Raw genomic sequence first — 23,950 nt, 5'->3', positions numbered from 1 at the left:
CGGTTGTTCTATTCCACCAGCCGCAAGTGCCGTTCCGCGCGCGCGGTCAGCGCCACATTGGCAAGCCCCTCGATGGGAATCAACCGTTCGATTAATTCGCTGTCGAGCCGGAAATCACCGCCCAGCCGGATAAGGGGCTCCTTCGGACTGCCGGTCCGCAGGCGCGCCAGCACTTCGCCTTTCGCGTCGCCGCCGCGCGGCAGCAGCATGGCCAGCTCCGAAATCGCCTCGGGCTTCGTGACATCGAGCTTCAACTGCATCCGCGCCGCGCTCGTCACCGAGGACAGCGGCCGCGCGCCACGCACCGTTACGCGCGGCGGCTCGTCGGGATTGGGCCGGTCCAGCTCGACATTCAGCAGCACGCAGGTCCCGTCGCGCGCCCACTGCACGAAGGAATCAACCAGCGCCTCCTCGAAGCACGAGGCGGAGAACAGCCCGCTGCTGTCGGAGAAATCGGCCATGACGAAGTCCTTGCCGCGCTTGGTCTTGCGCTTCTGCACGTTCTCCACCATCGCCGCCATCACCGCGCCGCTGCGCCCGCCCGCCTCGCCACCGCCCGACATCAGGCTGCCATAGGTGCGCGCTCCGTTGGCCGAAGCGACCGCGCGGTATTCCTCCACCGGATGTGCGGCGAAATAGAACCCGAAGTTCTCGCGTTCGGCCGCCATCTGGTCCGCGCGGCTCCACGGCTTCGTTTCGGCAAGGCGCGTGGCGGGCACGGCATGGTCGTCGCCCCCGAACAGGCCACCCTGCCCGCTGGAGCGAGAACGCGCCGCCTCGTCCGCCACGGCCATCAGCAGTTCGGCGTTGGCGATCACTTGCGCGCGGTTCGGCTCCAGGCAATCCAGCGCGCCGCCGGCGGCCAGCGCTTCCAGCTGGCGCCGGTTCATCGATCCCGCCGGAATACGGCGGAACAGGTCGTCCAGCGTCTCGAACGGTCCTTTGGCCTCGCGTTCGGCGACAATCGCTTCCATCGCCTTTTCGCCCACGTTGCGCAGCCCCGCCAGCGCATAACGCACGGCATAGCCATCGTCGGTCCGCTCGACGGTGAATTCGGCAACGGAATGGTTGATGTCCGGCCCGTGCAGCGCCACGCCGTTGCGTCGCATGTCGTCCACGAACACTGCCAGCTTCTCCGACTGGTGCATGTCGAAGCACATCGATGCGGCGTAGAATTCGTGCGGGTAGTGCGTCTTGAGCCAGGCCGTCTGGTAGGCGAGCAGCGCATAGGCGGCGGCGTGCGACTTGTTGAAGCCATAGCCCGCGAACTTGTCGATCAAGTCGAACAGCTCGTTGGCCTTGGCGGCCTCGATTGCCGAAACCTCCTTGCAGCCATCGACGAAACGCTGGCGCTGGGCGTCCATTTCCGCCTGCACCTTCTTGCCCATGGCGCGGCGCAGCAGGTCGGCATCGCCCAGCGAATAGCCGGCCAGGATCTGCGCGGCCTGCATGACCTGTTCCTGATAGACGAAGATGCCGTAGGTTTCGGAGAGGATGCCGGCGAGCTTCTCGTGCGGGTATTCGATGCTCTCCAGCCCGTTCTTGCGCCGCCCGAACAGCGGGATGTTATCCATCGGGCCGGGCCGGTAGAGCGAGACGAGCGCGATGATGTCGCCGAAGTTGGTCGGCTTCACCGCCGCCAGCGTGCGCCGCATCCCTTCCGATTCCAGCTGGAACACGCCCACCGTATCGCCGGACTGGAGCAGCCGGTACACATCGGCATCGTCCCACGGCAACGTGGACAGGTCGATCGCGATCCCGCGCTTGCCCAGCAGGTCCACCGCCTTGCGCAACACCGACAGCGTCTTGAGGCCCAGGAAGTCGAACTTCACCAGCCCCGAATCCTCGACATGCTTCATGTCGAACTGGGTCACCGGCATGTCCGAACGCGGATCGCGGTAGAGCGGGACGAGCTGCGCCAGCGGCCGGTCGCCGATCACCACGCCGGCGGCATGGGTGGAACTGTTGCGCGGCAGCCCTTCGAGCTGCATGGCAAGGTCGATCAGCCGCTTGACCTCGGGATCGCGGTCATACTCGCGCTTCAGCTCCGCAACGCCGTTCAGCGCGCGCGGCAGCGGCCAGGGGTCGGTCGGATGGTTGGGCACCATCTTGCACAGCCGGTCGACCTGGCCATAGCTCATCTGCAGGATACGGCCGGTATCGCGCAGCACCGCGCGGGCCTTAAGCTTGCCGAAGGTGATGATCTGCGCGACGTGATCGTCACCGTACTTCTGCTGGACGTAGCGGATCACTTCGCCGCGCCGCGTTTCGCAGAAGTCGATGTCGAAGTCCGGCATCGACACGCGCTCGGGATTGAGGAAGCGTTCGAACAGCAGCCCCAACCGGATCGGATCGAGATCGGTGATGGTCAGTGCCCAGGCGACGAGCGAGCCCGCGCCGGAACCGCGCCCCGGCCCCACCGGAATCGAATGCTCCTTGGCCCACTTGATGAAGTCAGCAACGATCAGGAAGTAACCGCCAAAGCCCATGCGGTTGATGATGCCGATCTCGAACTCCAGCCGCGCGCGGTAGTCGAGCACCTCCTCGAACACGCCCGCTTCCCCTAGCTGCGGAAAATCGCCGGCGGCCAGCTCCACGTCCGGCCCGGTGCACAGTACTTGCGCCAGCTCGGCATGGCAGGCTTCGGGGTAGTACGGTTGCAACCGCGCGACCAGGCCGGTGCGCGAATCCTCGGCGCACATCCGCGCCTCGCCTTCCTTGTCGCCGGCCAGGCTGGGCAGGATCGGCTTGCGCTTGGGCGGCATGAACGCGGTGCGCTGCGCCACCACCAGCGTGTTCGCCAGCGCCTCGGGCACGTCGGAGAACAAGTGCTCCATGATCTCCGCCGGCTTGATCCACCATTCCTGCGAGGAACGGGGTCGATCCGCGCTGTCGACATGCGTCGAACTGGCGATGCACAGCATGGCGTCATGCGCGGCGTAGAACGTGCGTTCGGCGAAGCAGGCAGGATTGGTGGCGATCAGCGGCAGATCGCGGGCATAGGCCATCTCGATCAGCGCTTCCTCGCCCGCTTCCTCCACCTTGTCCCCCCGCCGCACGAGTTCGAGGTAGAGCCGGTCGGGAAACAGCTCCTGCAGCCGATCGCAATAGGCATGGGCCGCCGGCATCTGCCCTTCGGCCAGCAGCCGCGTCAGCGCGCCTTCCCCGCCCGCCGTCAGGCACAGCAGGCCATCGGTGTGACCCACAAGGTCCGCCAGCACGACATGCGGCGCGAACTCCAGCGGCCGTTCCAGATGCGCGCGGCTGACGAGATGGCACAGGTTGTCGTACCCTTCCGCATCCTGCGCATAGAGGCCAAGCCAGTCGATCGTCGGCGCCTGCGCGCCGAAGCCCGGTGCCGCCCCTTCCCGTTCGGGCCGCGCCACGGCGAGCATCGTACCGATCACGGGCTGCACGCCCACGTCCTTGCACGCCTTGGCGAAGGCGACGCTGCCATAGAGCCCGTTGCGGTCGGAAATGGCGATGGCCGGGAAGCCCCGCTCGGCCGCCGTCTTGGCGATCATCTTCGGGTCGATCGCGCCGTCGAGCATGGTGTAGGACGAGAAAATGCGAAGCGGAACGAACGGGGCGTGAGGCATAGATCCGAATATGCCCCCCGTTCGCCGCCTAACCAAGAGCGCCGCGCGCGCTTCCCACCGAAAAATCCGCCCTGCCACCGCCATCGTGACGCGCATCACTTGGTTTGCGACGCTGCCGGGCCTATCCTGCGGCAAAGAAGGTCAAAAAGGTCGCGTGAGTTTCGCCCGATAGGAAAGGACGCGGGAATGACCGACACGCCCGAACTGCCCCAGGCCGACGACCGCAGCATCGTGGAGCGCGCCAAGGCGATCTTGCTCAAGCCCGCCAACGAATGGCCCCGGATCGCGGCCAGCACCGAAACGCCGGGCGACCTGATCACCCGCTATGCCGTCCCGCTGGCGGCTATCGGCCCGCTGGCGACGTTCGTCCACGGGCAGGTATTCGGTTACGGCGCGCTGGGGTTCAGCTGGAAACCGGGGCTGGTGGCCGGTCTTGGCAGCGCCGTGGCGACTTACGTGCTCGGCCTTGTCGGCGTGATCGTGCTGGCGCTGATCGCGGACTGGCTGGCGCCGAAGTTCTCCGGTGTCTCGAACCGCACCGCCGCGTTCAAGCTGGTGGTCTATGGCTCCACCGCTGCCTGGCTTGCAGGCGCCGCCCAGCTCCTTCCCGGCCTGGGGCTGCTCGGCCTTGCCGGGCTCTACAGCCTCTATCTCTATTACCTCGGCGCAACGCCAGTGATGAAAGTCCCACAGGACAAAGCCGCCGGATATACGGCGGTTACGATCGCCTGCGCCGTGGTCCTGTACCTCGTGATCGGGGGCGTTTCCGGCGCGTTTCTCACCATGATGGGATCGACCACGGCGATCACGGCACCCGACAGCGGCAAGGTGTCAGGCGCGCTCAGCATTCCGGGCGTGGGCAAGGTCGATCTCGACAAGGTCCAGCACGCGGCCGACCAGTTGGAGGCGCAGTCGAAGGGCGAGGTGAAGGCCGTGGCGCCCGATGCCCTGAAAGACCTGCTTCCCGCCTCAATCGGTCCGTTCCAGCGCACCGGCGTGGAGAGCGGAGCGGTCGGTGGATTGGGCAGCAATGCCACGGGCACCTATGAAACCGGCGACAAGCGCTTCACCCTGCGCATCACCGACATGTCCGCCGTTGGTGCGCTGGCCGGGCTTGGCGCGGCAATGGGCGTCAGCCAGAGCAAGGAAGATGCCGACGGCTATGAACGAACCGGCGTCGTCAACGGGCAGATGCAGTCCGAAAAGTGGAACAACGCCGATCATAGCGGCTCGTTCGGCCGCGCCATCGCCAACCGCTTCATGGTGGAGGCCGAAGGCGATGCGGACAGCATCGACCAGTTGAAGGCGGCCGTCGCGACGATCGATGCCGGCAAGCTCGCGGGGCTGGCGGGTCAATGACCGCCTAAAGCAGGGCGACCGCATCCTTTGGAGTCTGCTCACCCCCAACCCCTCCCGCTTGCGGGAAGGGAGGGAGACCTGCGACGCCGCAGGCGGCGTTTGTCGCAACCGGGTGAGCTTTCCGCGCCCAGCGTCCGCAAGCGGTACTATTGCCTAAAGCAACGCTTCGATGTCCTTTTCCAGCGCTTCCGGCTTGTCGGTGGGGGCATAGCGGTGCACCACCTTGCCCTCACGGTTGATGAGGAACTTGGTGAAGTTCCACTTGATCCCCTTAGTGCCCAGCACGCCGGGCGCCTCCGCCTTCAGCCACTGGTATAGCGGCGTGGCATCGTCGCCGTTGACGTCAATCTTGGCCATCAACGGGAAACTGACCCCGAAATTGACCTTGCAGAAGCTTTCGATCTCTTCCGCCGTGCCGGGTTCCTGTCCGCCGAACTGGTTGCAGGGGAAGGCCAGTATCTCGAAACCCTGTTCGCGATACTTGCGCCATAGCGCCTCCAGCCCGTCATACTGCGGCGTGAACCCGCATTTCGATGCGGTGTTCACCACCAGCAAGACGGCGCCGAGCTTGTCGGCAAGGTTGATCTCTTCGCCGTTGGCCAACTTTGCCGTAAAGTCCGCGATGGTCCGGGGCGCGGTCATGACAAGCCTTCCCTTTCCGCCAGCGCCAGCATTTCACCGACGTTAAGCGATCGCCCGCCCGGTACGTCGAGCACCAGCCGGGCGCGCTGTTCGGCGGTCATCGCCACAACGGAGCGCAGCAATTCAGCGATCGGACCTTTCTGGACCACGCTGAAATTGTATTGCATCTCAGACCCGCCATCGTCGCGTTCGTGCAGCGTGCCTTCCGCCTGCAGGTCGACCGATTCCATCATTTCTCCCTCCTGTTTGCGGAAGGAGTCGCACGACCACCGGAATGGATCAAGCGGGGAAGTCCGCCCGGCTGACCAGAGCCGCAATTTCCGCCGGATTGTACTGCCGGTCACCGGCCTTTTCGATCACCAGCGCCGCCCGTTCATCGGCCGGCATGCGCGAAACCAGCCGGACCATGTCGGCAAAGCTGCCCGAATGCAGCGCGGCAAAACCGTGGAACAGGCCATCGGCCGCCTCACGACGCATGACCACGGCGTGGTCCGTCCAGAACCCCTGGCGATCTGATCCCGTTTCCGCGCGGATAGTCGTGTTCATTGAACAATCTCCTTCATGCAAGGAGAACGCTCGAAACTGCCGGGGTATCCCGCCAGCGGCCATTACAAATTGGCCATGAACGCGGCGCAGCCGCCTATTCGAGCATGCCTTCGTGCAGCCGCAGCACGCGGTCCATACGGAAGGCCAGACGTTCGTTGTGCGTGGCCACCAGCGCCGCGCTGCCCTGCCCGCGCACCAGCTTCAGGAACTCTTCCAGCACCCGGTCGGCGGTGGCTTCATCCAGATTGCCCGTCGGCTCGTCCGCCAGCACCAGCGCCGGACGGTTGGCCAGCGCCCGCGCCACCGCCACGCGTTGCTGTTCGCCCCCGGAAAGCTGGCTCGGCCGGTGCTCCATGCGATGACCCAACCCGAGCGCGGTCAGCAGTTCCTCCGCCCGCGCCCGCGCTTCTCCGGTGGTCTTCCCCGCCACGAGCTGCGGCAGCACCACGTTCTCCACCGCGTTGAAATCGGGCAGCAGGTGGTGGAACTGATAGACGAACCCCAGCGAATCCCGCCGCAGCGTGGTGCGGGCATCACCGGAAAGCTTCGAGGCATCGACGCCGGCGATCTCGATCACGCCTTCGAAGCCGCCTTCCAGCAGCCCGATCGCCTGCAGCATGGTGGACTTGCCGGAACCCGAAGGGCCAAGCAGCGCCACGATCTCTCCGGGGCGAATCTCGAGATGGATGCCACGCAGCACCTCGATCGTTTCGCCACCTTGCGAAAAGCTGCGGCGCAGGTTGCGCAAACTGGCGACAGGCTTGTTGGTGGCGGGCTGGTTCATGGTCTCATCATTCATAACGCAGCACCTGCACCGGATCGGTGCTGGCCGCCTTCATCGCCGGATAGAGCGTCGCCAGGAAGCTCAGCACCAGCGCCATCACGCTGATCACCACGATTTCGACCGGATCGCTGCGGCTGGGCAGTTCGGTCAGGAAGCGGATCGAAGGGTCCCACAGGTTCTGCCCCGTGATCCATTCAACGGCATGGACCACCGATTGCCGGAAATAGAGAAACACGAAGCCCAGCCCCAGCCCGACCATGGTACCCAGCGCGCCGATCACGAAGCCGATGGTCATGAATATCTTGAGCAGGCTGCGCCGCGTGGCGCCCATCGTGCGCAGGATCGCGATGTCACGCGTCTTCGCGCGCACCAGCATGATCAGCGACGAAAGGATGTTGAACACCGCCACCAGCACGATGATCGACAGCACCACGAACATCGTCACGCGCTCCACCGCCAGCGCCTTGAACAGGCTGCCGTTGATGGTCATCCAGTCCGTCACCACGGCGCGGCCGGCCAGTTGCTGCTTGAGCGGCGCGAGCGTCTGGTTGACGGTATCGGCGTTGGTCGTGGTCACTTCGATCATGCCGATGGTATCGCCGGTCAGCAGCAGCGTTTGCGCATCGGGGATCGGCATCACGACATAGGCCTGGTCGTAATCATAGACGCCGATCTCGAAGATCGCGGACACGGTATAGGCGATCTGGCGGGGCACGGTGCCGAACGGCGTCGAACGGCCCGCCGGGTTGACCACCGTGATGGTATCGCCCACCCGCGCGCCCAGGTTCTCCGCCAGACGCGATCCGATCGCCACGTTGGACGATCCCGGCGTCAGCGCGGCGAACGAGCCGGCCACGCGCTTTTCCTCCAGCCGCTTGATGTCCTCGGCGGTGTTGCCGCGCACCAGGATCGCCTCCACCCGGCCGTTGAACGTCGCCAGCAGGGGTTGTTCGATCAGCGGCGAGGCCCGGGTGACGCCGGGCGTCGCGCGGACCCGTTTCAGGATGTCCTGCCAATCGTCCAGCCGTCCACCATAGGCCTGGATGATCGCGTGGCCGTTCAGCCCCACGATCTTGTCCAGCAGTTCCGCGCGGAAGCCGTTCATCACGCTCATGACGATCACGAGCGCGGCAACGCCCAGCATCACCGCCGCAAGGCTGATCCCGGCAACCAGGGCGATGAACGCCTCCCCTCGCCCCGGCAGCATGTAACGCTTGGCGATGGTCCATTCGAAGGTGTTGAGGATCAAGCCGGAACTTTCCTGGATCGAGCGATATCGGCAGGGGATTTAGGCGCGGCGGCGCCCTTGGGCAATGGGGCGTTTTCCGCGCCCGTGCCGCGTCCGGCGATAACGGCATGCCCGGGATGCTACGTAGTGCCCCCGTAACCCCGTTTTGGCCACGCCGGGCGCACTAAGCCACGAACCATGCAGCTTTTCGGGAACAGACCGATGACCATCAGAAAGACAGTCTTCGCGGCAGGCCTCGCCATGCTCCTCATTCTGGTGGCGAGCGTCGCGATCAGCGCGCTGAGGATCAACGACATCCGCATCGGTGGACCGTTGCACACCAAATCGCGCGAAGCCGCCGATCTGGTCGCGGACATCCTGCCGCCGCCCGAATATGTCATCGAACCCTATCTCGAAGCATCGATGCTGATGCGCGATCCGTCGCGGGCCGAAGCCACCAGCCGGCGCATCACGGCGCTGAAAGCGGCCTACGACGATCGCCATCAGCACTGGCTGGAATCCGATATCGATCCGGTCGTGAAACGGGCCGTCACCGTGGAGACGCACAATCCGGCGCAGCGGTTCTGGCAGGAACTGCAAGGCCATTTCCTGCCCGCCGCACGGCAAGGCGATACGGCGGCGATGCAGCAATCGTTCGAGCGCCTCTCCGCGCACTACGCCGCGCACCGGGCGGCGGTGGACCGGACGGTGACGCTTGCAAACGGCTATGGCCAGCGCCTGAACGAGAAGGCCACCGCCAGCCTTTCCGAATCCATGCGCTTGCTCGGCGTGCTAGCGCTGCTGCTGCTGGCGCTGGTCGTGGGCTTCTGCGCGATGGTCATTTTCCGCATCGTTCGGCCGATCGGCAGCATGACCACGCTGATGCAGCGGATGGGCCGGGGTGAAATGGACATCGAGAACCCGCACGAACGGCGCAAGGACGAACTCGGCGAAACGGCGCGGGCGCTCCAGAGCATCGTGCACTACGTGGAGGAAAAGGCACGTGCGGATTCCGAGCGCGAAATGGCCGTGCAGCGCCGCGTCGTAAGCAGTCTTGGGGCGGCGCTCGCCCGGCTGAAGGACGGCGGGCTGAACCACCGTATCGCCGAGGAATTTCCGGAAGCCTACGTCCAGCTGCGCGACGACTACAACCTGGCCGCCACCGCCATGTCCGAAGCGATCAGCACCGTCATGGCCTCGATCGGGCGCGTCTCGAACAGCGCCTCGGAAATCAACGCGGCCATCACCGAGCTTGCCCAGCGCACCGAGATCCAGGCCAACAGCCTGCAGGAAACCGCCACGGCGCTGCGCGATCTCAACGATACCGTGCAGCACACCGCCGGCGCGGCGCAGGAGGCCGCCTCCACCGTGACGTCGGCGCAGGCCGAAGCGCAGGGCAACACCATCATCGTTTCCGAAACGGTCGGCGCGATGGACCGGATTGCCAGCAGCACGCGGCAGATCGTGCCGATCACCGAAGTCATCGATCGTCTCGCCCACCAGACGCACCTGCTTTCGCTCAACGCCAGCGTGGAAGCGGCGCGCGCGGGCGAAGCCGGCAAGGGGTTCGCCGTGGTCAGCGACGAAGTGCGCAATCTCGCCACCAATTCCGCCGACGCCGCGCAGCAGGTCAAATCGCTGATCGAACAGTGCGCCGATCAGGTGGGCGAAGGGGTGACGCTGGTCGGCCGGTCGGGCGAAGCGTTCGACACGGTCATGGCGAAGGTCCTCGCGATCAGCGAGATCATCGGCCGGATCGCCACCTCCGCGCAGGAACAGGCCGAACGCCTTGCGCAAATCAGCGGTGCGATCGGCGGCATGGACCGGGTGACGCAGCAGAACGCCGCGATGGGCGAAGAGTGCAACGCCGCTGCGCGCATGCTGGCTAACGAGGCCGACCAGCTACGCCAGCTGGTCGGGCGGTTCGATATCGGACCCGCCGGCTTGCCCGGCAGCCCGCCCGCGCGGCGCCTTGCCGCCTGACGGGCGTCAGGATCAGGCGGCGACCGCGGTGCGATCGCGGCCCGCGCTCTTGGCCCGATAGAGCGCGGCATCGGCCCGCGAGAGCGTGTCCGAAAGATCGCCATCAAGCACGGCGATCCCCGCGCTGACCGTTACGCGCACGATGATCGATCCCACCGGCACCGCCGAACGCGAAATTTCCTTGCACAGGCGGACGCAGATCTTTTCGGCATGGTCGATCCGGGTTTCGGGCAGGATCACCGCGAATTCCTCGCCGCCGATCCGCGCGATGTGGTCTGTCTGGCGCAGCGCGCGCCGCGCCGCCTGCGCGACCGAGGCCAGCACCATGTCGCCCGCCCCGTGACCAAACCGGTCGTTGACCGCTTTGAAATAGTCGATGTCGAACACCACGATGCAACCGATGACGCCGCTGGCGACGGTCCGTTCGGCCAGATCGAAGAACGCCCGGCGGTTCGACAGTCCGGTCAGCGGATCGGTCAGCGCGGCGATCGAAAGATCCGCTTCCAGCCGTTTGCGCTGTGAAATGTCGCGCGTCGCGCAGATCAGCGCGCCGTCTTCGGGCACCGCACGAAAATGCGTTTCGAACCAGCGCGGCTCGCCAAGCTTGGTCAGGGCAAGGTGTTCCACGCTGATCGGCGTGCCTGGTGCGTGGCGCGCGCGCAATCCGGCCTCATGCACCTGCTGCAGATGATCCGGGTGGATCAGTTCCGCTACATTCGTGCCGACAAGACCCGCGGGATCATAGCCGCTGACGTAGAGGATCGAGGGCGAGACATAGCGGATGACGCCATCGGCATCGAGATGCATGATGATGTCGCTGACATGATCGGACAACAGGCGATAGCGCGCCTCGCTTTCCGCCAGTTCGCGCATCTGCCGGCGTCGGCGTTCCTGCTCGAACTGGACCGGCAGCGCGAACAGCACCGTCACCGCGATGTAGATTTCGAAGAACTGCATCCGGTCGCCGAGATCGAGATGCATCATCGCCACCGGCCCTTCGCCGCGCATCGTCAGCATGCCGCCGATCAACGCCAGCACGCAGGGCAGGAACGTAGTAACGACGCATGGCGCCCACACCGCGGCCGCAACCACCATCAACACCGGGAACAGCATCAGCGGCCGGTTGGGCTGGCTGAACACCACCGCCGTCAGCACGGTCATCGCCACCACGGCCAGAACGGCCACGAGCCGCCTGTTGTCCGGCAGCACCGGCTGGCCGTTATGCACCGCGTAGGAAAGGCTGATCGTGAAGGGCAGGAACGTGAGCAGACCAACCGCGTGGCCGATCATCCAGTGCACGAAATTGGCGCCTGGATCGATCTCCAGCACCATACCGGTCACCGCCAGGGCCGCCAGGCCGCTGACCATCGGCACGGCCAGCCCGATGCCGAGATAGTATCCCGCCAGCCATTCGAGAGTGTCGCCGGGCCAATAGGCGTCGAAGATGCGCTTGAGCATTATCGCGGCCATCAGGGCTTCCCCCACGTTGACCAGCGCGAGCTGCGCGGCGACGCGCCACCCGAACCCGAAGAAGCCCGTCGCCATGAAGCTGGCAAACGCGCAAAGAGCGATCGTCAACGGCCAGACGCGGCGCCCCGCCGTGAGCAGATATCCCGAGAGCAGCGCGCTTGACACCCAGATCATGGCGACGCCGCCGCTAAAACGGCTGATATGCACGGTCGTTGCCGCCGTGGCGAAATACAGCAGGGCCATGCCGGCAGGCCCGGCGATGGAGCGAGCAGCAAGGAAGCGGGAGGGGATCATGCACCCCCTTGTCTCTCGCAATGGTTAAATTCCGTCTAAGAGGAAGCCCCTATCGGCCGGCCGCACCGGCGGGAAACCGGCCCCAGAACGGCAACCTGGCGCGAATGTCGTGCCCGCCCCTTGCGTTCCGGGGCAATCGGGGCCACATGGGCGCCTTCGCTGGCCGGCGCTGTTGCGCCCTCGTGACGAGTCCTCGAGGACCCATGACTTTCACCGATCTTACACATGACCACGCACCCTGGGACGTGGATGGCGACAAGCTGCGCGAAGAGTGCGGCATCTTCGGCGTAATCGGCACGCGCGATGCGGCCGCGATGGTTGCGCTAGGGCTGCACGCCCTTCAGCATCGCGGGCAGGAAGCGGTGGGCATCACCAGCTTCGATGGCCAGGAATTCTATTCCCGCCGTGGCATCGGCCACGTTGCGCAGAACTTTTCCAGCGAACAGGCGCTGGCGGAACTGCCCGGCTCCACGGCCGCGGGCCACGTCCGCTATTCGACCACGGGCGGTTCGGGCCTGCGCAACGTGCAGCCGCTGTTCGCCGATCTTGCCACGGGCGGCTTCGCCATCGCGCACAACGGCAACATCTCCAACGCGATGTACCTGAAGCGCGACCTCGTGCGCAAAGGCGCGATCTTCCAGTCGACCTCCGACACCGAAGTCATCATCCACCTCGTCGCCACCAGCCGCTATCCCACCCTGCTCGATCGCTTCGTCGATGCGCTGCGGCTGGTCGAAGGCGCCTATTCGCTGATCTGCATGACACCGGCCGGCATGATCGCCTGCCGTGATCCGCTGGGTATCCGCCCGCTGGTGATGGGCAAGATCGGCGATGCGGTGGTCTTCGCCAGCGAAACCGTCGCGCTCGACGTGGTGGGTGCGGACTTCGTGCGCGAAGTCGATCCCGGCGAACTGATCCGCGTGGCGCATGACGGCGCGATCGAAAGCCACCGTCCGTTCGGCAACACCAGCGCCCGCCCGTGCATTTTCGAGCACGTCTATTTCAGCCGTCCGGATTCGCTGATGGGCGGCCGTTCGGTCTATCAGGTGCGCAAGGCGATCGGCGCGCAGCTCGCCATCGAAAGCCCCGCTGATGCCGATCTGGTGATCCCCGTGCCCGACAGCGGCGTACCGGCCGCGCTTGGCTACGCGCAGCAGTCCGGCATTCCGTTCGAGCTGGGCATCATCCGCTCGCACTATGTCGGCCGCACCTTCATCCAGCCGTCGGATGGCGCGCGCCATGCCGACGTGAAGCGCAAGCACAACGCCAACCGTGCCCTGGTGGAAGGCAAGCGGATCGTGCTGATCGACGATTCGATCGTGCGCGGCACCACCAGCATGAAGATCGTGCAGATGATGCGCGATGCCGGTGCCAGCGAAGTGCACATGCGCGTCGCCAGCCCACCGACGGAACACTCCTGCTTCTATGGCGTGGATACCCCGGAACGGTCGAAGCTGCTCGCCGCGCGCATGAACGTACCGGCGATGGCCGATTTCATCCAGGCCGATAGCCTGGCTTTCGTCTCGATCGACGGGCTTTACCGCGCGGTGGGCGAAGCGCAGCGCAACAACGGCTGCCCGCAGTATTGCGATGCCTGCTTCACCGGCGATTACCCGACGCGGCTGACCGACGTGGGCGATCGCGACGCCACCGATCAACTGCCCCTGCCGGTCGGAAAGGTCGCCTGAATGACGCAGGGCAGCGGCCCCCTGACGGGGCAGGTCGCGCTGGTCACGGGCGCCAGCCGGGGCATCGGCGCGGAAACCGCGCGCGCCCTGGCCGCCGCCGGCGCGCATGTGGTGCTCGTCGCGCGATCGGCCAAGGAGCTTGAGCAGGTCGAGGAGGAAATCTTCCAGGCCGGCGGCAGTGCCACGATCGCGCCGGTCGATCTGACCGAACCCGAAGGCATCGCGCGGCTCGCCACGGCCATCTCCAGCCGCTGGAGCGCGCTCGACATCCTGGTCATCAACGCCGCCACACTGCCCACGCTGACGCCCGTGTGGCAGATCGATCCGCGCGAGTTCAACCTGGCCATGACGCTCAACGTGATGGCCACGCAGGCGCTGATCGCCGGCTTCGACGCCATGCTGAAACGCAGCGGCAACGCCCGCGTCATCGGCGTGACCAGCAGCGTGGGCGCGAAACCCCGCGCCTACTGGGGCGCCTATGGCGCCTCCAAGGCGGCGTTCGACAACCTGCTGGAATCCTACGCGCAGGAAGTCCGGGCGATCTCGAACATTCGCGTCACCGTGCTCGATCCAGGCGCCACGCGCACGAAGATGCGCGCTCGCGCCTATCCGGGTGAAGACCCCAATTCGGTGAAAGCGCCGGACGTGGTCGCCGGGCGGATTGTGGCGCTGGCGCAGGAAACCCACGACAGCCCACATCGCGAGCGCGTGGAAGCCTGATCCTTCAGCCCCGCTTCACCAGCGTAACCTGGCTGACGTCAATTCCGCCGCCCAGGAAGCCGCCCTCGCAATACATCAGGTAATAGCGCCACAGGCGCACGAAACGGGCGTCGAACGCCGGCGGCAGGCGCCCTTCCTCCACGGCACGGTCGAACGCCTCGCGCCACAGGCGCAGCGTGCGGGCATAGTCCGCGCCGAAATCCTGCCGGTCCTCCCACGCCAATCCGCGTTCTGCGGCCAGCGCGCGGAACGCGCTCTCGCGGATCAGCAGACCGCCGGGGAATACGTAGGCCTGAATGAAATCGGCGCTGGCGGCATAGGCATCGAACAGATCGTCGCGGATCGCAATGAACTGGATGGCCGCGCGTCCGCCGGGTTTCAGATGGCGGGCAATGCAATCGAACCACGATGGCCAGAACCGCCGGCCCACCGCCTCGACCATCTCCACGCTGGCGATCGCATCGAATTGCCCATCGACGTCGCGATAGTCCTGATGGCGATAATCGGTGCCGGGCACAGCCCGTTCGCGCGCCCAGGCCAGTTGCTCGTCCGACAGGCTGATGCCGACGACCCGCGCTCCGTGGGCCTGCGCGAACCGACGGGCGAGGAAACCCCAGCCGCAACCGATCTCCAGTACGCTCGCCCCCGGCGCAAGATGCAGCCGTTCCGCCAGCCGATCGACCTTGTGGACCTGGGCGGTTTCCAGGTCGGCATCGGGCGCAAGCCCGGCCCACAGCGCGCTGGAATAGCTCATCGATGGATCGAGCCAACAGGCGTAAAAATCGTTGCCGAGATCGTAGTGCGCGGAAATGTTCAGCCGCGCGCCCTTGCGGCTGTTGCGGCGCAACGCGTGCAGCACGCGGCCGGCCCAGCGCCAGGGCCCCTTCGCGCGCGCCATGTCTCCCATCGCCTTTGCGTTGCGCATGAACAGTGCGAACAGGGCTACCGGGTCCGGGCTTTCCCATTCGCCGGCTTCCCAGGCCTGATACCAGCCGACCGAGCCCGCCGTCGCAAGCCGCAGCAATCCGCGCCAGTCATGCAGCGTGATTTCCGCCGCGTAGCCCGGCGCACGCGCGCCGAACAAGCGGGTGGAACCATCGGGCAGACGGGCCAGCAGCGATCCTTCCGCCAGCCCGGTATCGATCCGGTCCAGCAGGCGGCTCATCGATCCGGTGATGAGCCGTGCCAGCAGCCCCGTGCCGGCGGTCATCGACCGGCCCCCCGCCACCAGATGCCCACCTCGTACCGGTGTTTGCGCGTTCATGGCGATACTATGCGCGGTTGATATCGGGACCGCAATCCCGACCGGCGCGAGAAAGGATCAGATCGTCTTCAAAGCCGCATGGGCTTCCAGCGCGCGCTGGCGCCCGGCAGCGTGGCCAATGATCGGCGCCGGGTAGCCGCCGGGCCGCACCGGCGGATCGTGGATAAGGGGATCGGGCACGCCCGCCAGTTCGGGCACCCAGCGCCGGATATAATCCCCCGCGTCGAACTTGGGCGATTGCGTCAGCGGGGCCATGATCCGCACGAACATGTTGGAATCGACGCCTGTGCCCGCGCTCCACTGCCAGTTGACCGCGTTGGAGCCATAGTCGGCATCGACCAGCGTATCCCAGAACCACTGTTCGCCGCGCCGCCAGTCGATCAGCAAATGCTTGATCAGGAAGCTGGCCGCGATCATCCGCACGCGGTTGTGCATCCAGCCCGAAGCCCACAGCTCGCGCATCCCGGCATCGACGATGGGATAGCCGGTGCGCCCCTGGCACCAGGCGCGGAAATCGCGGTCCGCCTCCGGCCCGGTGCGCCATGCCATCTGATCGAACGGCGCGCGCGCGTTGCGGGCGCCGTAGTCCGGGAACTGGAGAATCACGTTCTGCGCATAGTCGCGCCAGCCCACTTCCCCCAGGAACGTGCCGACCGATCCGCCCGCGTCGCGCACCGCATGCCAGATTGTCGCCGGCGATATCTCCCCGAAATGCAGGTGCGGGGAAAGCCGCGATGTCGCCTCCACCGAGGGCAGGTTGCGCCGTTCGGCATAGCGCCGCGCGCGATCGGCGAACGCCGCCAGCCGGTCGCGCGCGCCGGACTCGCCCGGCGTCCATTCGGCGCGAAATCCTTCTGCCCAGTCCGGGGCAACCGGCAGCAATGCCCAGTCGGCCAGCGCGTCGCTTTCCGGCCAAGCCTCCGGTGCGGGCAGAGTTTCGGGCGCGGGGAGCGGCGCGGGCGGTGGCATCTGTTCGGTCAGCGCGCGCCAGAACGGGGTATAGATGCGATAGGGTTGCCCTGCCCCGGTTCGCACCGATCCCGGCGGGGCGAGGTAATTGCCGTGATGGAGCACCAGATCGAGTCGCTGCGCCACCGCGCGCTCCGCATTGCGCCACCACGGCTCGTAATGATGCAAGGCGTGAACCCGCACGGCGCCCGTTTGCGCGGCGAGCGCCGCCAGCACGTCCTCGCAGCGCCCCCGCCGCAGCACCAGCCGCGACTCCCGCGCGCGCAAGTCCGCGTCCAGGCTGGCGAGGCTGTGGTGCAACCACCAGCGCGACGCAGCGCCCATGCGCCGGTGGCGCGGCGTCTCATCGTCCAGTACATAGACCGGGATCACCGGCCCTTCCGCCGCCGCCGCGTGGAACGCCGCCTGATCAGCCAGCCTCAGGTCGCGACGCAGCCAGACAATGACGGGTGGTTTCATGAAAATGCGCAGTCCTTCATGCGGGGGACCATCCTAGCGGACCCGCCCGGTCATCCGGAAGCAGCCCCAAAGGGCAGACGTCATCCGCCCCCGCACCCGGCTCCGTCCACGGGCAGCGTGACAACGATGTTGAAGTTGCGGCTCATGGCGGGGCCGGTGAAGCGGGCATCGCCAAACGTCACCACCGCACGGCAGCGCCCTTGTTCCACGCGCGCCACCGGCATTTGCGACCAGGCCAGGAACTTGCGTGCCGGCGCCGTGGCCTGCGCCGCGCGGCGGACAAGCGGCTCCTGCATCCGGTCGGCCATCGGCGCGCCGAAGTCCACCAGCCCCTCAAGGCGGCGCAACGGATCATAGCGCCCCTGCACGATGAAGCCGTCTTGTCGCCAGACCACATCGCGCCGCCAGAACAGCAGCGGCTCGGGCGCGGCGAAGATCCGGTCCGGCGTGGCATAAGGCGCATCGCGCGTCGGCGCGGCCCACGCCAGTGCGGAAATGGCAATGTTGCCGCCAATGAACAGCGCGGTTCCCGCCAGCGCCAGGATCGCCGGGCGATCGTTTCCGGTCCGCCGGGCACGCCAGATGCCCAGCCCCAGCATCGCCAGCAGCCAGGGCGAGATAATGAACAACCCGTCGGTATGGAACCAGCGCGCGCTCGCCGGCGAAAGCAGCTGGATCGCATAGACGTTCTGCAGATCAAGCAGAGGGTGGGTCAACGCGCCGATCCAGCACAGCGCCAGCAGCCAGCCGAAGCGCATCGGCGGGCTATCGTCTGCCAGTCGTCCCCGCCGCGCCTGCCAGCGGTCCAGCAGCCACAGCAGGATCGCCAACACCGGCGGCAGCACCAGCACGCCGCCGATCAGGCCGTGGGTGAAGCCGCGGTGCATCGCCAGCGGCGGCCACGGCGCCCAGCCGAAGAACACATCGATATCGGGCAGGTTGGCCGCCAGCACCGTGGCGGCCAACCCCTTGCGCGTGCGGCGCTTCAGCCCGGTTTCGGCTAGCGCCCAGCCGACAAGGCTATGGGTCAGGTTGTCCAACGCTGCCCTGCCGGCCCGTTCGCGCGATTCAGGCGTCGACCGTCCAGGTCTGGCCCTTGGCGAGCAGCTTGGCGAGGTTGGCGCTCTTGCCCGCCCGCGCCTGCGCGTCCTGCGCCAGCACGGTCGCTTCGTAGGTCGGGCGGGGATCGTCGTAGATCACGCCCAGCGCCATCGGGAACGGCCCGAACGGCATCTCTACCAGCATGTGCGCGATCGCCCGGTTCTTCACGTTGTGCACGATCACGCCCGCCGCCTGCCAATCGCCATCGACCACGTCGACGACCTTGAGGCTCAGCGTATCCATGTCGAGCGCGATGCCTCTCACGCCGCCGCTCTTCTCGCTGCCGAACAGCATCGGCTCGCCGTCCTTTACCCAAAGCTGGTTCTGGTCGGCCACGCCCTTGGCGGTGAAATCGTCGAAGCGGTCCTTGTTATAAACGATGCAGTTCTGGAAAATCTCCACGAACGCCGCACCCTGATGGCCGTGCGCGGCCTTGAGCACCGAGGACAGGTCCTTCGACACGTCATAGGCCCGCGCAATGAAGCGCGCGCCCGCGCCCAGCGCAAACGCGCAGGGCAGCGCCGGGCGGTCGACCGAGCCGAGCGGCGTGGTCGGCGAATGCGTGCCTTCGCGGCTGGTGGGCGAATACTGGCCCTTGGTGAGGCCATAGATCTCGTTGTTGAACAACAGGATCTGCGTGTTCACGTTGCGCCGCAGGATGTGCATCGTGTGATTGCCGCCGATCGACATGCCATCGCCATCGCCGGTGACCAGCCACACGTCGAGTTCGGGATTGGCCAGCTTGATTCCGGTCGCGAACGCGGGGGCGCGGCCGTGGATCGTGTGGAAGCCATAGCTTTCCACGTAGTAGGGGAAGCGGCTGGAGCAACCGATCCCGGAAACGAACACGGTCTTGGCGGGGTCCGCACCGATCTCGGGCAGCGTGCGCTGCACCGCCTTCAGGATCGCGTAGTCACCGCAACCGGGGCACCAGCGCACTTCCTGATCGGTTTCCCAGTCCTTGAGCGTGGTCTTGATGGGGGTCATGTCGTTCATGCCAGCGCTCCTTCGATCGCGGCTTCGATTTCGGCGATGGTGAACGGCTGGCCACTCGTCTTGTTGAGCGGCTTCGCGTCCAGCAGGAACTGGTCGCGCAGCACGGTCTTGAACTGGCCGGTGTTCATCTCGGGCACCAGGATGTTCTCGTACTGGCCGAGCAGGTCGCCCAGGTTGGTCGGCAGCGGCCAGACATGGCGGACATGGACGTGCGAGACATCCAGCCCCCTGGCGCGCGCGCGGCGCACGGCCTGATGGATCGGCCCGAAGGTCGATCCCCAGCCGACGACCACCAGCTTGCCGCCTTCGGTGCCGAGCGTAACGTCCTGCTGCGGAATGCCGTGGGCGATGCCGTCCACCTTGGCCTTGCGCGCGTCGGTCATGGTCTGGTGGCTGGCCGGCGAATAATCGATGTTGCCGGTGCCGGGGTTCTTCTCGATGCCGCCGATGCGGTGCATCAGGCCCGGCGTGCCCGGCTTGATCCACGGACGTGCGCCCTTTTCGTCGCGCGCGAAGGGCAGCAGTTCGCCATCCGGGCCGTTCTTCTCTTCGAGGAACTTCGCCGGGAACGGCGTGTAGCTGGCCGGATCGGGCACCTTCCACGGCTCGGCGGCGTTACCGATATAGCCATCGGTCAGCAGCATCACCGGCGTCATGTATTCCACCGCGATGCGGCACGCCTCGATCGCGCAGTCGAAGGCATCGGCCGGCGAACGCGCCGCGATCACCGGCATCGGCGCATCGCCGTTGCGGCCATAGACGGCCTGGTAGAGATCCGACTGCTCGGTCTTGGTCGGCAAGCCGGTAGAAGGACCGCCGCGCTGCGAATTGACGATGACCAGCGGCAGCTCGGTCATGATGGCAAGGCCCATCGCCTCGCCCTTCAGCGCGATGCCGGGGCCGGACGACGAGGTGACGCCAAGCTGGCCCGCATAGGACGCGCCGATGGCCGAAGCGATCGCGGCGATCTCGTCTTCCGCCTGGAAGGTGGTGACACCAAATTCCTTGAGCTTGGCCAGATTGTGCAGGATCGCCGAAGCCGGCGTGATCGGATAGCCGCCAAAGAACATCGGCAATTCCGCAAGCTGCGCCCCGGCCACGAGGCCCAGGCTCACCGCTTCCGCGCCCGTCACCGTACGATAGAGGCCCGGGGCGGTTTCCACCGGCGCGATGTGATACTGCTTGAGCGGCCCGGCGAGTTCCGCCGTCTCGCCATAGGCATGGCCGGCGTTAAGCGCGGCGATGTTGGCTTCGGCCAAGACCGGGGCCTTGGCGAACTTGGCGTTCAGCCAGTCGATCAGCGGCTTGCGGTCCCGATCGAACATCCACAGGGCAAGGCCCAGCGTCCACATGTTCTTGCAGCGCAGGGCTTCCTTGTTGCCCAGGCCAAACGGCTTGACCGCTTCGAGCGTCAGCGCCGAAATGTCGAACGCCAGAAGCTGCCACTTTTCGAGGCTGCCGTCCTCGAGCGGGTTCTGGTCGTACTTCGCCTTTTCAAGGTTGCGCTTGTTGAATTCGCCGGTGTCCGCGATGATCAGGCCGCCGGCCTTCAACTGGCCGACATTGGTCTTGAGCGCGGCCGGGTTCATCGCCACCAGCACGTCGGGCGCGTCGCCCGCGGTCTCGATCTCGGTCGATCCAAAATTGATCTGGAAGGCGGAAACGCCGAACAGCGTGCCCTGCGGCGCGCGGATTTCGGCCGGAAAGTCCGGGAACGTCGCCAGATCGTTGCCCGCCAGCGCGGTCGACAGCGTGAACTGACCGCCGGTAAGCTGCATCCCGTCGCCGGAATCGCCCGCGAAGCGCACGACGACCGCTTCGGGTGCGGCGGGCGTGGTCCCGCCAGTCAGGGCGTCCGGACCTTCTGCAAGTGCTGTAACCATTCTCTTCCTCGTCTGCGCAACCGCGCTCTGGCAGCACGATCCGCCTATGTCTCCATCAATCCGCACGCAAAGAAGAAAATCTCTTCGACGCGAAACGCTGGAACGTCCTTGATTCCCATCGGAGACGCTAGTCAAGTTGCAAAAGCAGACTTAGGCATGATGGCGAAAAACGATTCCCGATCTCAAATGGACCGGGAACGCCACCCGCCGCACCGGCAACCGGAAGAGGAACCCGCAGCCATGTCAGACAGTGAGACGATCGACCGCCCGCAGCACTTCGTCCGGCCCGACGTGAAGGGTTTCCTCGATTACCTCAACGGCACCGGTGCCCCGCCGATGAGCCAGCTGGGGCTGGAAGCCGCGCGCGCCAGCTATCTGGCCATGCAGGAACTGGCGGAGCAGGACCCGCGCGATCTGGCGGTGATCCGCGATCTGACCTGCCCCGGCCCGGCCGGCCCGATCCCGCTGCGCTTCTACGACGCGCGCGACACGCGCGAACCCGGCCCGGTCGTGATGTTCTATCACGGTGGCGGCTTCGTCATCGGCGATCTCGAAACCCACCACCGCCTCTGCACCGAAATCGCCGCCGAACTGGACCTGCCGGTCGTCGCGGTGGATTATCGCCTCGCGCCCGAAGCCCCCTTCCCCGCCGCGCCCGACGATTGCGAAGCCGCGACGCGGTGGGTCGCCGGCAGCCCGGCGGAACTCGGTCGCACGTTCACCGGCCTTATTCCCATGGGCGATTCGGCCGGTGGCAACCTCACCATCGTCACCACCCAGGCGCTGCAGGAAAAGCCCGCCGCTGTTCCAGTGGTCATCCAGGTGCCGATCTATCCGCTCAGCGACGACCGGCCCGACCACGACTCGTTCCTCTCCTTCGCCGACGGTTTCCTGCTGACGAAGGACACGATGGAATGGTTCGCCGATGGCTATCGCGCCGTACCGGGTGACAAGCGCGCCTATCCGCTCTACGGCGACCACTCGAACATGCCGCCCACGGTGCTGGTCACCGCAGGTCTCGATCCGATTCGCGATAGCGGCCGGGTCTATGGCGCTCAGTTGATCCTCGCCGGATCGGACGTAATCTTCCTGGAAATGAAGGGTACGATCCACGGGTTCACGCAGATCCGCAAGGCACTGCCGAGCGCGCAGGCTGACATGCGGTCCATCTTCGAGGCGGTCCGCCTGCTGCTGGAAAGGTTGAAATGAACGAAGAGTTTGCGGGGCTTCCCTACCGCCCCTGCGTTGGCCTGATGCTGGTCAACGCGCATGGTCAGGTTTTCGTGGGCCGGCGCATCGATGAACGGGCGGGGGAAGCCTGGCAGATGCCGCAGGGCGGCATCGACGACGGCGAGGAACTGCATCCCGCCGCGCTGCGCGAGCTGGGCGAGGAAACCGGCCTCACACCCGATCTGGTGACGGTCATCGCGGAAAGCCGCGAGGAATACTTCTACGACCTGCCCGATGAACTGCTCGGCAAGATCTGGAAGGGCCGCTATCGCGGGCAACGGCAGAAATGGCTGCTGCTGCGTTTCATCGGCCAGGATCAGGACGTACGGCTGGACGCGCACGAACACGCGGAATTCCGCGAATGGAAATGGATCGATCCGGAACTGCTGCCGGACGTGATCGTGCCGTTCAAGAAGCGCGTCTACCGTCAGGTTCTGGAAGAATTCCGCGACCTTATCTGACGCGCCGACGGGGCTGCGTCAGTTCGATTCCACCGTCGGCTGGGGCTTGATCGCCTCGGCCGAAACCACCTTCGGTGCCGGTCCCTTGGCGATCACGGCGGCCAGATCCTCGGTCTCGGCGCAGGTCTTGCCACACAGCCCTTCCAGCCGCGACAGGTTGCGCCGCGCCTTGTCGACGGCGCCCTTCTCCACCATCGCGCCGCCTTCGCCCGAAATGGCGGCCAGGTTGTTGGGATCGCGCGACAGCGCCAGCCGGTAGTAATGGATCGCCTTGCCCTGCATCCCGCTGCGCCGTGCGGCATCGGCCAGCGCCACGAACGTGCCGGTGTTGCCCGGATCGACCGCCAGCGCGGCCTCGAAGCTGTTGGTCGCCCCTTCAACGTCGCCCGCCGTGAGCGCCTTGCGCCCCGCGTCCAGCAACGCCTGCGCCCGGGGGTCGATCGCCTCGGTCACCTTTGCCGTTCCCATGCTTCCGGTGACGCCGGCAAGCAACGAAAGGGCAAGGGCAACGGGTGTGTAGCGCATCACAAACTCCTTCAGCCGGGAGCCAGGGCGTGGTGATCCGGCGGTCATGGCCATATCATCTATCATAGGCGGCGAAGCGTCGAGAAGAAAAACCCGTCGGTCCCGTCATGTGCCGGCGTGAGGCGCCATCCCGCCCCCCGTGCCCGCCCGGCCGGCATCGTCGGGAGATCGGACCGCCAGTCCTGCCTTTCGGCCAGGAACGCAGCCACCCCGTCCGCGCCTTCGGCATCGAGCAGCGAACAGACGATATAGGTCAGCCGTCCGCCCGGACGCACCAGATCGGCCGCCACGCGCAACAAGCGCGCCTGCGTCGCCGCGTACCGTGCGATCGCGTTGGGCGACAACCGCCAGCGCGCCTCGGGATTGCGCCGCCAGGTGCCCGTGCCCGAACAGGGCGCATCGATCAGCACGGCATCCGCCCTGCCCGCCCAGTCCGCCAGCATCGCCGCTTCGCGGTCCGGATCGAGCAGCCGCGTTTCCGCGATCGCTCCCGCGCGCGCCGCGCGTTCGGGCAAGCGTGACAGGCGCGGCCGGTCGATATCGCAGGCCAGCAGATGCCCGCGGTTCTCCAGCGCCGCCGCCAGCGCCAGCGTCTTGCCGCCGGCGCCCGCGCACAGGTCGATCACGCTTTCGCCCGGCTGGACCGCCAGCGCCGCGCAGGCGAGCTGGCTGCCCGTGTCCTGCACTTCGAACAACCCTTGCGCGAATTCCGGCCAGCTTTCCGCCGCGGTGCCCGCCGGCAGGCGCAG

The 23,950-nt window shown here is 66.3% G+C and carries 20 protein-coding genes; 6 read left to right on the top strand and 14 right to left on the bottom strand.

The features are described 5' to 3' along the window. Positions 1 to 8: 8 nt before the first annotated feature. Positions 9 to 3,599 (bottom strand): DNA polymerase III subunit alpha, encoded by a 3,591-nt coding sequence (dnaE, locus tag B3547_RS19700; RefSeq protein WP_292966222.1) that lies wholly within the window; start codon positions 3,597 to 3,599, stop codon positions 9 to 11. A 186-nt stretch (positions 3,600 to 3,785) separates the two neighbouring features. On the opposite strand from dnaE, the gene B3547_RS19695 reads away from it, so the two are divergent. Further along, positions 3,786 to 4,958, top strand: coding sequence for a Yip1 family protein (locus B3547_RS19695; RefSeq protein ID WP_125955229.1), 1,173 nt, complete (start codon positions 3,786 to 3,788; stop codon positions 4,956 to 4,958). Positions 4,959 to 5,111: 153 nt separating this feature from the next. On the opposite strand, the gene B3547_RS19690 is transcribed toward B3547_RS19695, so the two are convergent. The 5 genes from B3547_RS19690 to B3547_RS19670 form a co-directional block, all read right to left on the bottom strand. Beyond that, complete coding sequence (locus B3547_RS19690; protein ID WP_292966217.1) at positions 5,112 to 5,600, bottom strand: glutathione peroxidase; 489 nt, start codon at positions 5,598 to 5,600, stop codon at positions 5,112 to 5,114. After that, positions 5,597 to 5,833 (bottom strand): hypothetical protein, encoded by a 237-nt coding sequence (locus B3547_RS19685; RefSeq protein WP_223806658.1) that lies wholly within the window; start codon positions 5,831 to 5,833, stop codon positions 5,597 to 5,599. Before B3547_RS19685 ends, B3547_RS19690 begins: the two co-directional genes overlap by 4 nt. A 46-nt stretch (positions 5,834 to 5,879) precedes the next feature. Then, complete coding sequence (locus tag B3547_RS19680; protein ID WP_124809792.1) at positions 5,880 to 6,146, bottom strand: hypothetical protein; 267 nt, start codon at positions 6,144 to 6,146, stop codon at positions 5,880 to 5,882. A 94-nt stretch (positions 6,147 to 6,240) separates the two neighbouring features. Further along, positions 6,241 to 6,930, bottom strand: coding sequence for an ABC transporter ATP-binding protein (locus B3547_RS19675; protein ID WP_124809791.1), 690 nt, complete (start codon positions 6,928 to 6,930; stop codon positions 6,241 to 6,243). A 7-nt stretch (positions 6,931 to 6,937) separates the two neighbouring features. After that, a complete protein-coding gene (locus B3547_RS19670) occupies positions 6,938 to 8,179 on the bottom strand; it encodes a lipoprotein-releasing ABC transporter permease subunit (protein WP_125955226.1) in 1,242 nt (413 codons plus the stop codon). A 201-nt stretch (positions 8,180 to 8,380) separates the two neighbouring features. On the opposite strand from B3547_RS19670, the gene B3547_RS19665 reads away from it, so the two are divergent. Further along, the gene (locus tag B3547_RS19665; RefSeq protein ID WP_292966210.1) at positions 8,381 to 10,141 is read left to right on the top strand and encodes a methyl-accepting chemotaxis protein; all 1,761 of its coding nucleotides are present in this window, start codon (positions 8,381 to 8,383) and stop codon (positions 10,139 to 10,141) included. A 12-nt stretch (positions 10,142 to 10,153) separates the two neighbouring features. On the opposite strand, the gene B3547_RS19660 is transcribed toward B3547_RS19665, so the two are convergent. Then, entirely contained in the window at positions 10,154 to 11,905 is a 1,752-nt protein-coding gene (locus B3547_RS19660; protein ID WP_292966207.1) for a GGDEF domain-containing protein, read from the bottom strand. 203 nt (positions 11,906 to 12,108) lie between these two features. Between B3547_RS19660 and purF the strand changes: the two genes are divergently transcribed. Both purF and B3547_RS19650 read left to right on the top strand, forming a co-directional pair. After that, positions 12,109 to 13,593: an amidophosphoribosyltransferase gene (gene purF, locus B3547_RS19655; RefSeq protein ID WP_124809786.1), complete on the top strand. Its 1,485-nt coding sequence runs from the start codon at positions 12,109 to 12,111 to the stop codon at positions 13,591 to 13,593. Further along, on the top strand, positions 13,594 to 14,313 hold the full coding sequence (locus B3547_RS19650; RefSeq protein WP_292966202.1) for an SDR family NAD(P)-dependent oxidoreductase: 720 nt from the start codon (positions 13,594 to 13,596) through the stop codon (positions 14,311 to 14,313). A 4-nt stretch (positions 14,314 to 14,317) separates the two neighbouring features. Here B3547_RS19650 and B3547_RS19645 read toward each other — a convergent pair whose 3' ends face one another. From B3547_RS19645 to B3547_RS19625, 5 genes are all read right to left on the bottom strand, one after another. After that, entirely contained in the window at positions 14,318 to 15,577 is a 1,260-nt protein-coding gene (locus B3547_RS19645) for an SAM-dependent methyltransferase (RefSeq protein WP_292966199.1), read from the bottom strand. Positions 15,578 to 15,634: 57 nt separating this feature from the next. Further along, positions 15,635 to 17,005, bottom strand: a complete 1,371-nt coding sequence (locus B3547_RS19640) for a cryptochrome/photolyase family protein (protein ID WP_292966196.1) — start codon at positions 17,003 to 17,005, stop codon at positions 15,635 to 15,637. A gap of 80 nt (positions 17,006 to 17,085) precedes the next feature. Continuing rightward, positions 17,086 to 18,045 carry a metal-dependent hydrolase gene (locus tag B3547_RS19635; protein ID WP_292966193.1) on the bottom strand — a complete coding sequence of 320 codons (960 nt, stop codon included), beginning with the start codon at positions 18,043 to 18,045 and terminating at the stop codon, positions 17,086 to 17,088. A 28-nt stretch (positions 18,046 to 18,073) separates the two neighbouring features. After that, positions 18,074 to 19,102, bottom strand: coding sequence for a 2-oxoacid:ferredoxin oxidoreductase subunit beta (locus tag B3547_RS19630; protein ID WP_124809782.1), 1,029 nt, complete (start codon positions 19,100 to 19,102; stop codon positions 18,074 to 18,076). Then, positions 19,099 to 20,985, bottom strand: a complete 1,887-nt coding sequence (locus B3547_RS19625; RefSeq protein ID WP_292966190.1) for a 2-oxoacid:acceptor oxidoreductase subunit alpha — start codon at positions 20,983 to 20,985, stop codon at positions 19,099 to 19,101. Before B3547_RS19625 ends, B3547_RS19630 begins: the two co-directional genes overlap by 4 nt. A 240-nt stretch (positions 20,986 to 21,225) precedes the next feature. Between B3547_RS19625 and B3547_RS19620 the strand changes: the two genes are divergently transcribed. Next, complete coding sequence (locus tag B3547_RS19620; RefSeq protein ID WP_194920501.1) at positions 21,226 to 22,194, top strand: alpha/beta hydrolase; 969 nt, start codon at positions 21,226 to 21,228, stop codon at positions 22,192 to 22,194. Beyond that, positions 22,191 to 22,676 (top strand): RNA pyrophosphohydrolase, encoded by a 486-nt coding sequence (locus tag B3547_RS19615; protein WP_124809778.1) that lies wholly within the window; start codon positions 22,191 to 22,193, stop codon positions 22,674 to 22,676. Before B3547_RS19620 ends, B3547_RS19615 begins: the two co-directional genes overlap by 4 nt. Before the next feature lie 18 nt (positions 22,677 to 22,694). Here the strand turns inward: B3547_RS19615 and B3547_RS19610 are convergent, their stop codons facing one another. Next, positions 22,695 to 23,201, bottom strand: a complete 507-nt coding sequence (locus tag B3547_RS19610) for a tetratricopeptide repeat protein (protein WP_223806657.1) — start codon at positions 23,199 to 23,201, stop codon at positions 22,695 to 22,697. Between the two features lie 62 nt (positions 23,202 to 23,263). Next, on the bottom strand, positions 23,264 to 23,950 hold a 687-nt coding region (locus B3547_RS19605; RefSeq protein ID WP_292966183.1), incomplete at its 5' end, for an RsmB/NOP family class I SAM-dependent RNA methyltransferase.

The sequence above is a fragment of the Novosphingobium sp. UBA1939 genome (assembly GCF_002336885.1).
Classification (GTDB): domain Bacteria; phylum Pseudomonadota; class Alphaproteobacteria; order Sphingomonadales; family Sphingomonadaceae; genus Novosphingobium.
This window is presented reverse-complemented; position numbering and strand designations above follow the sequence as displayed.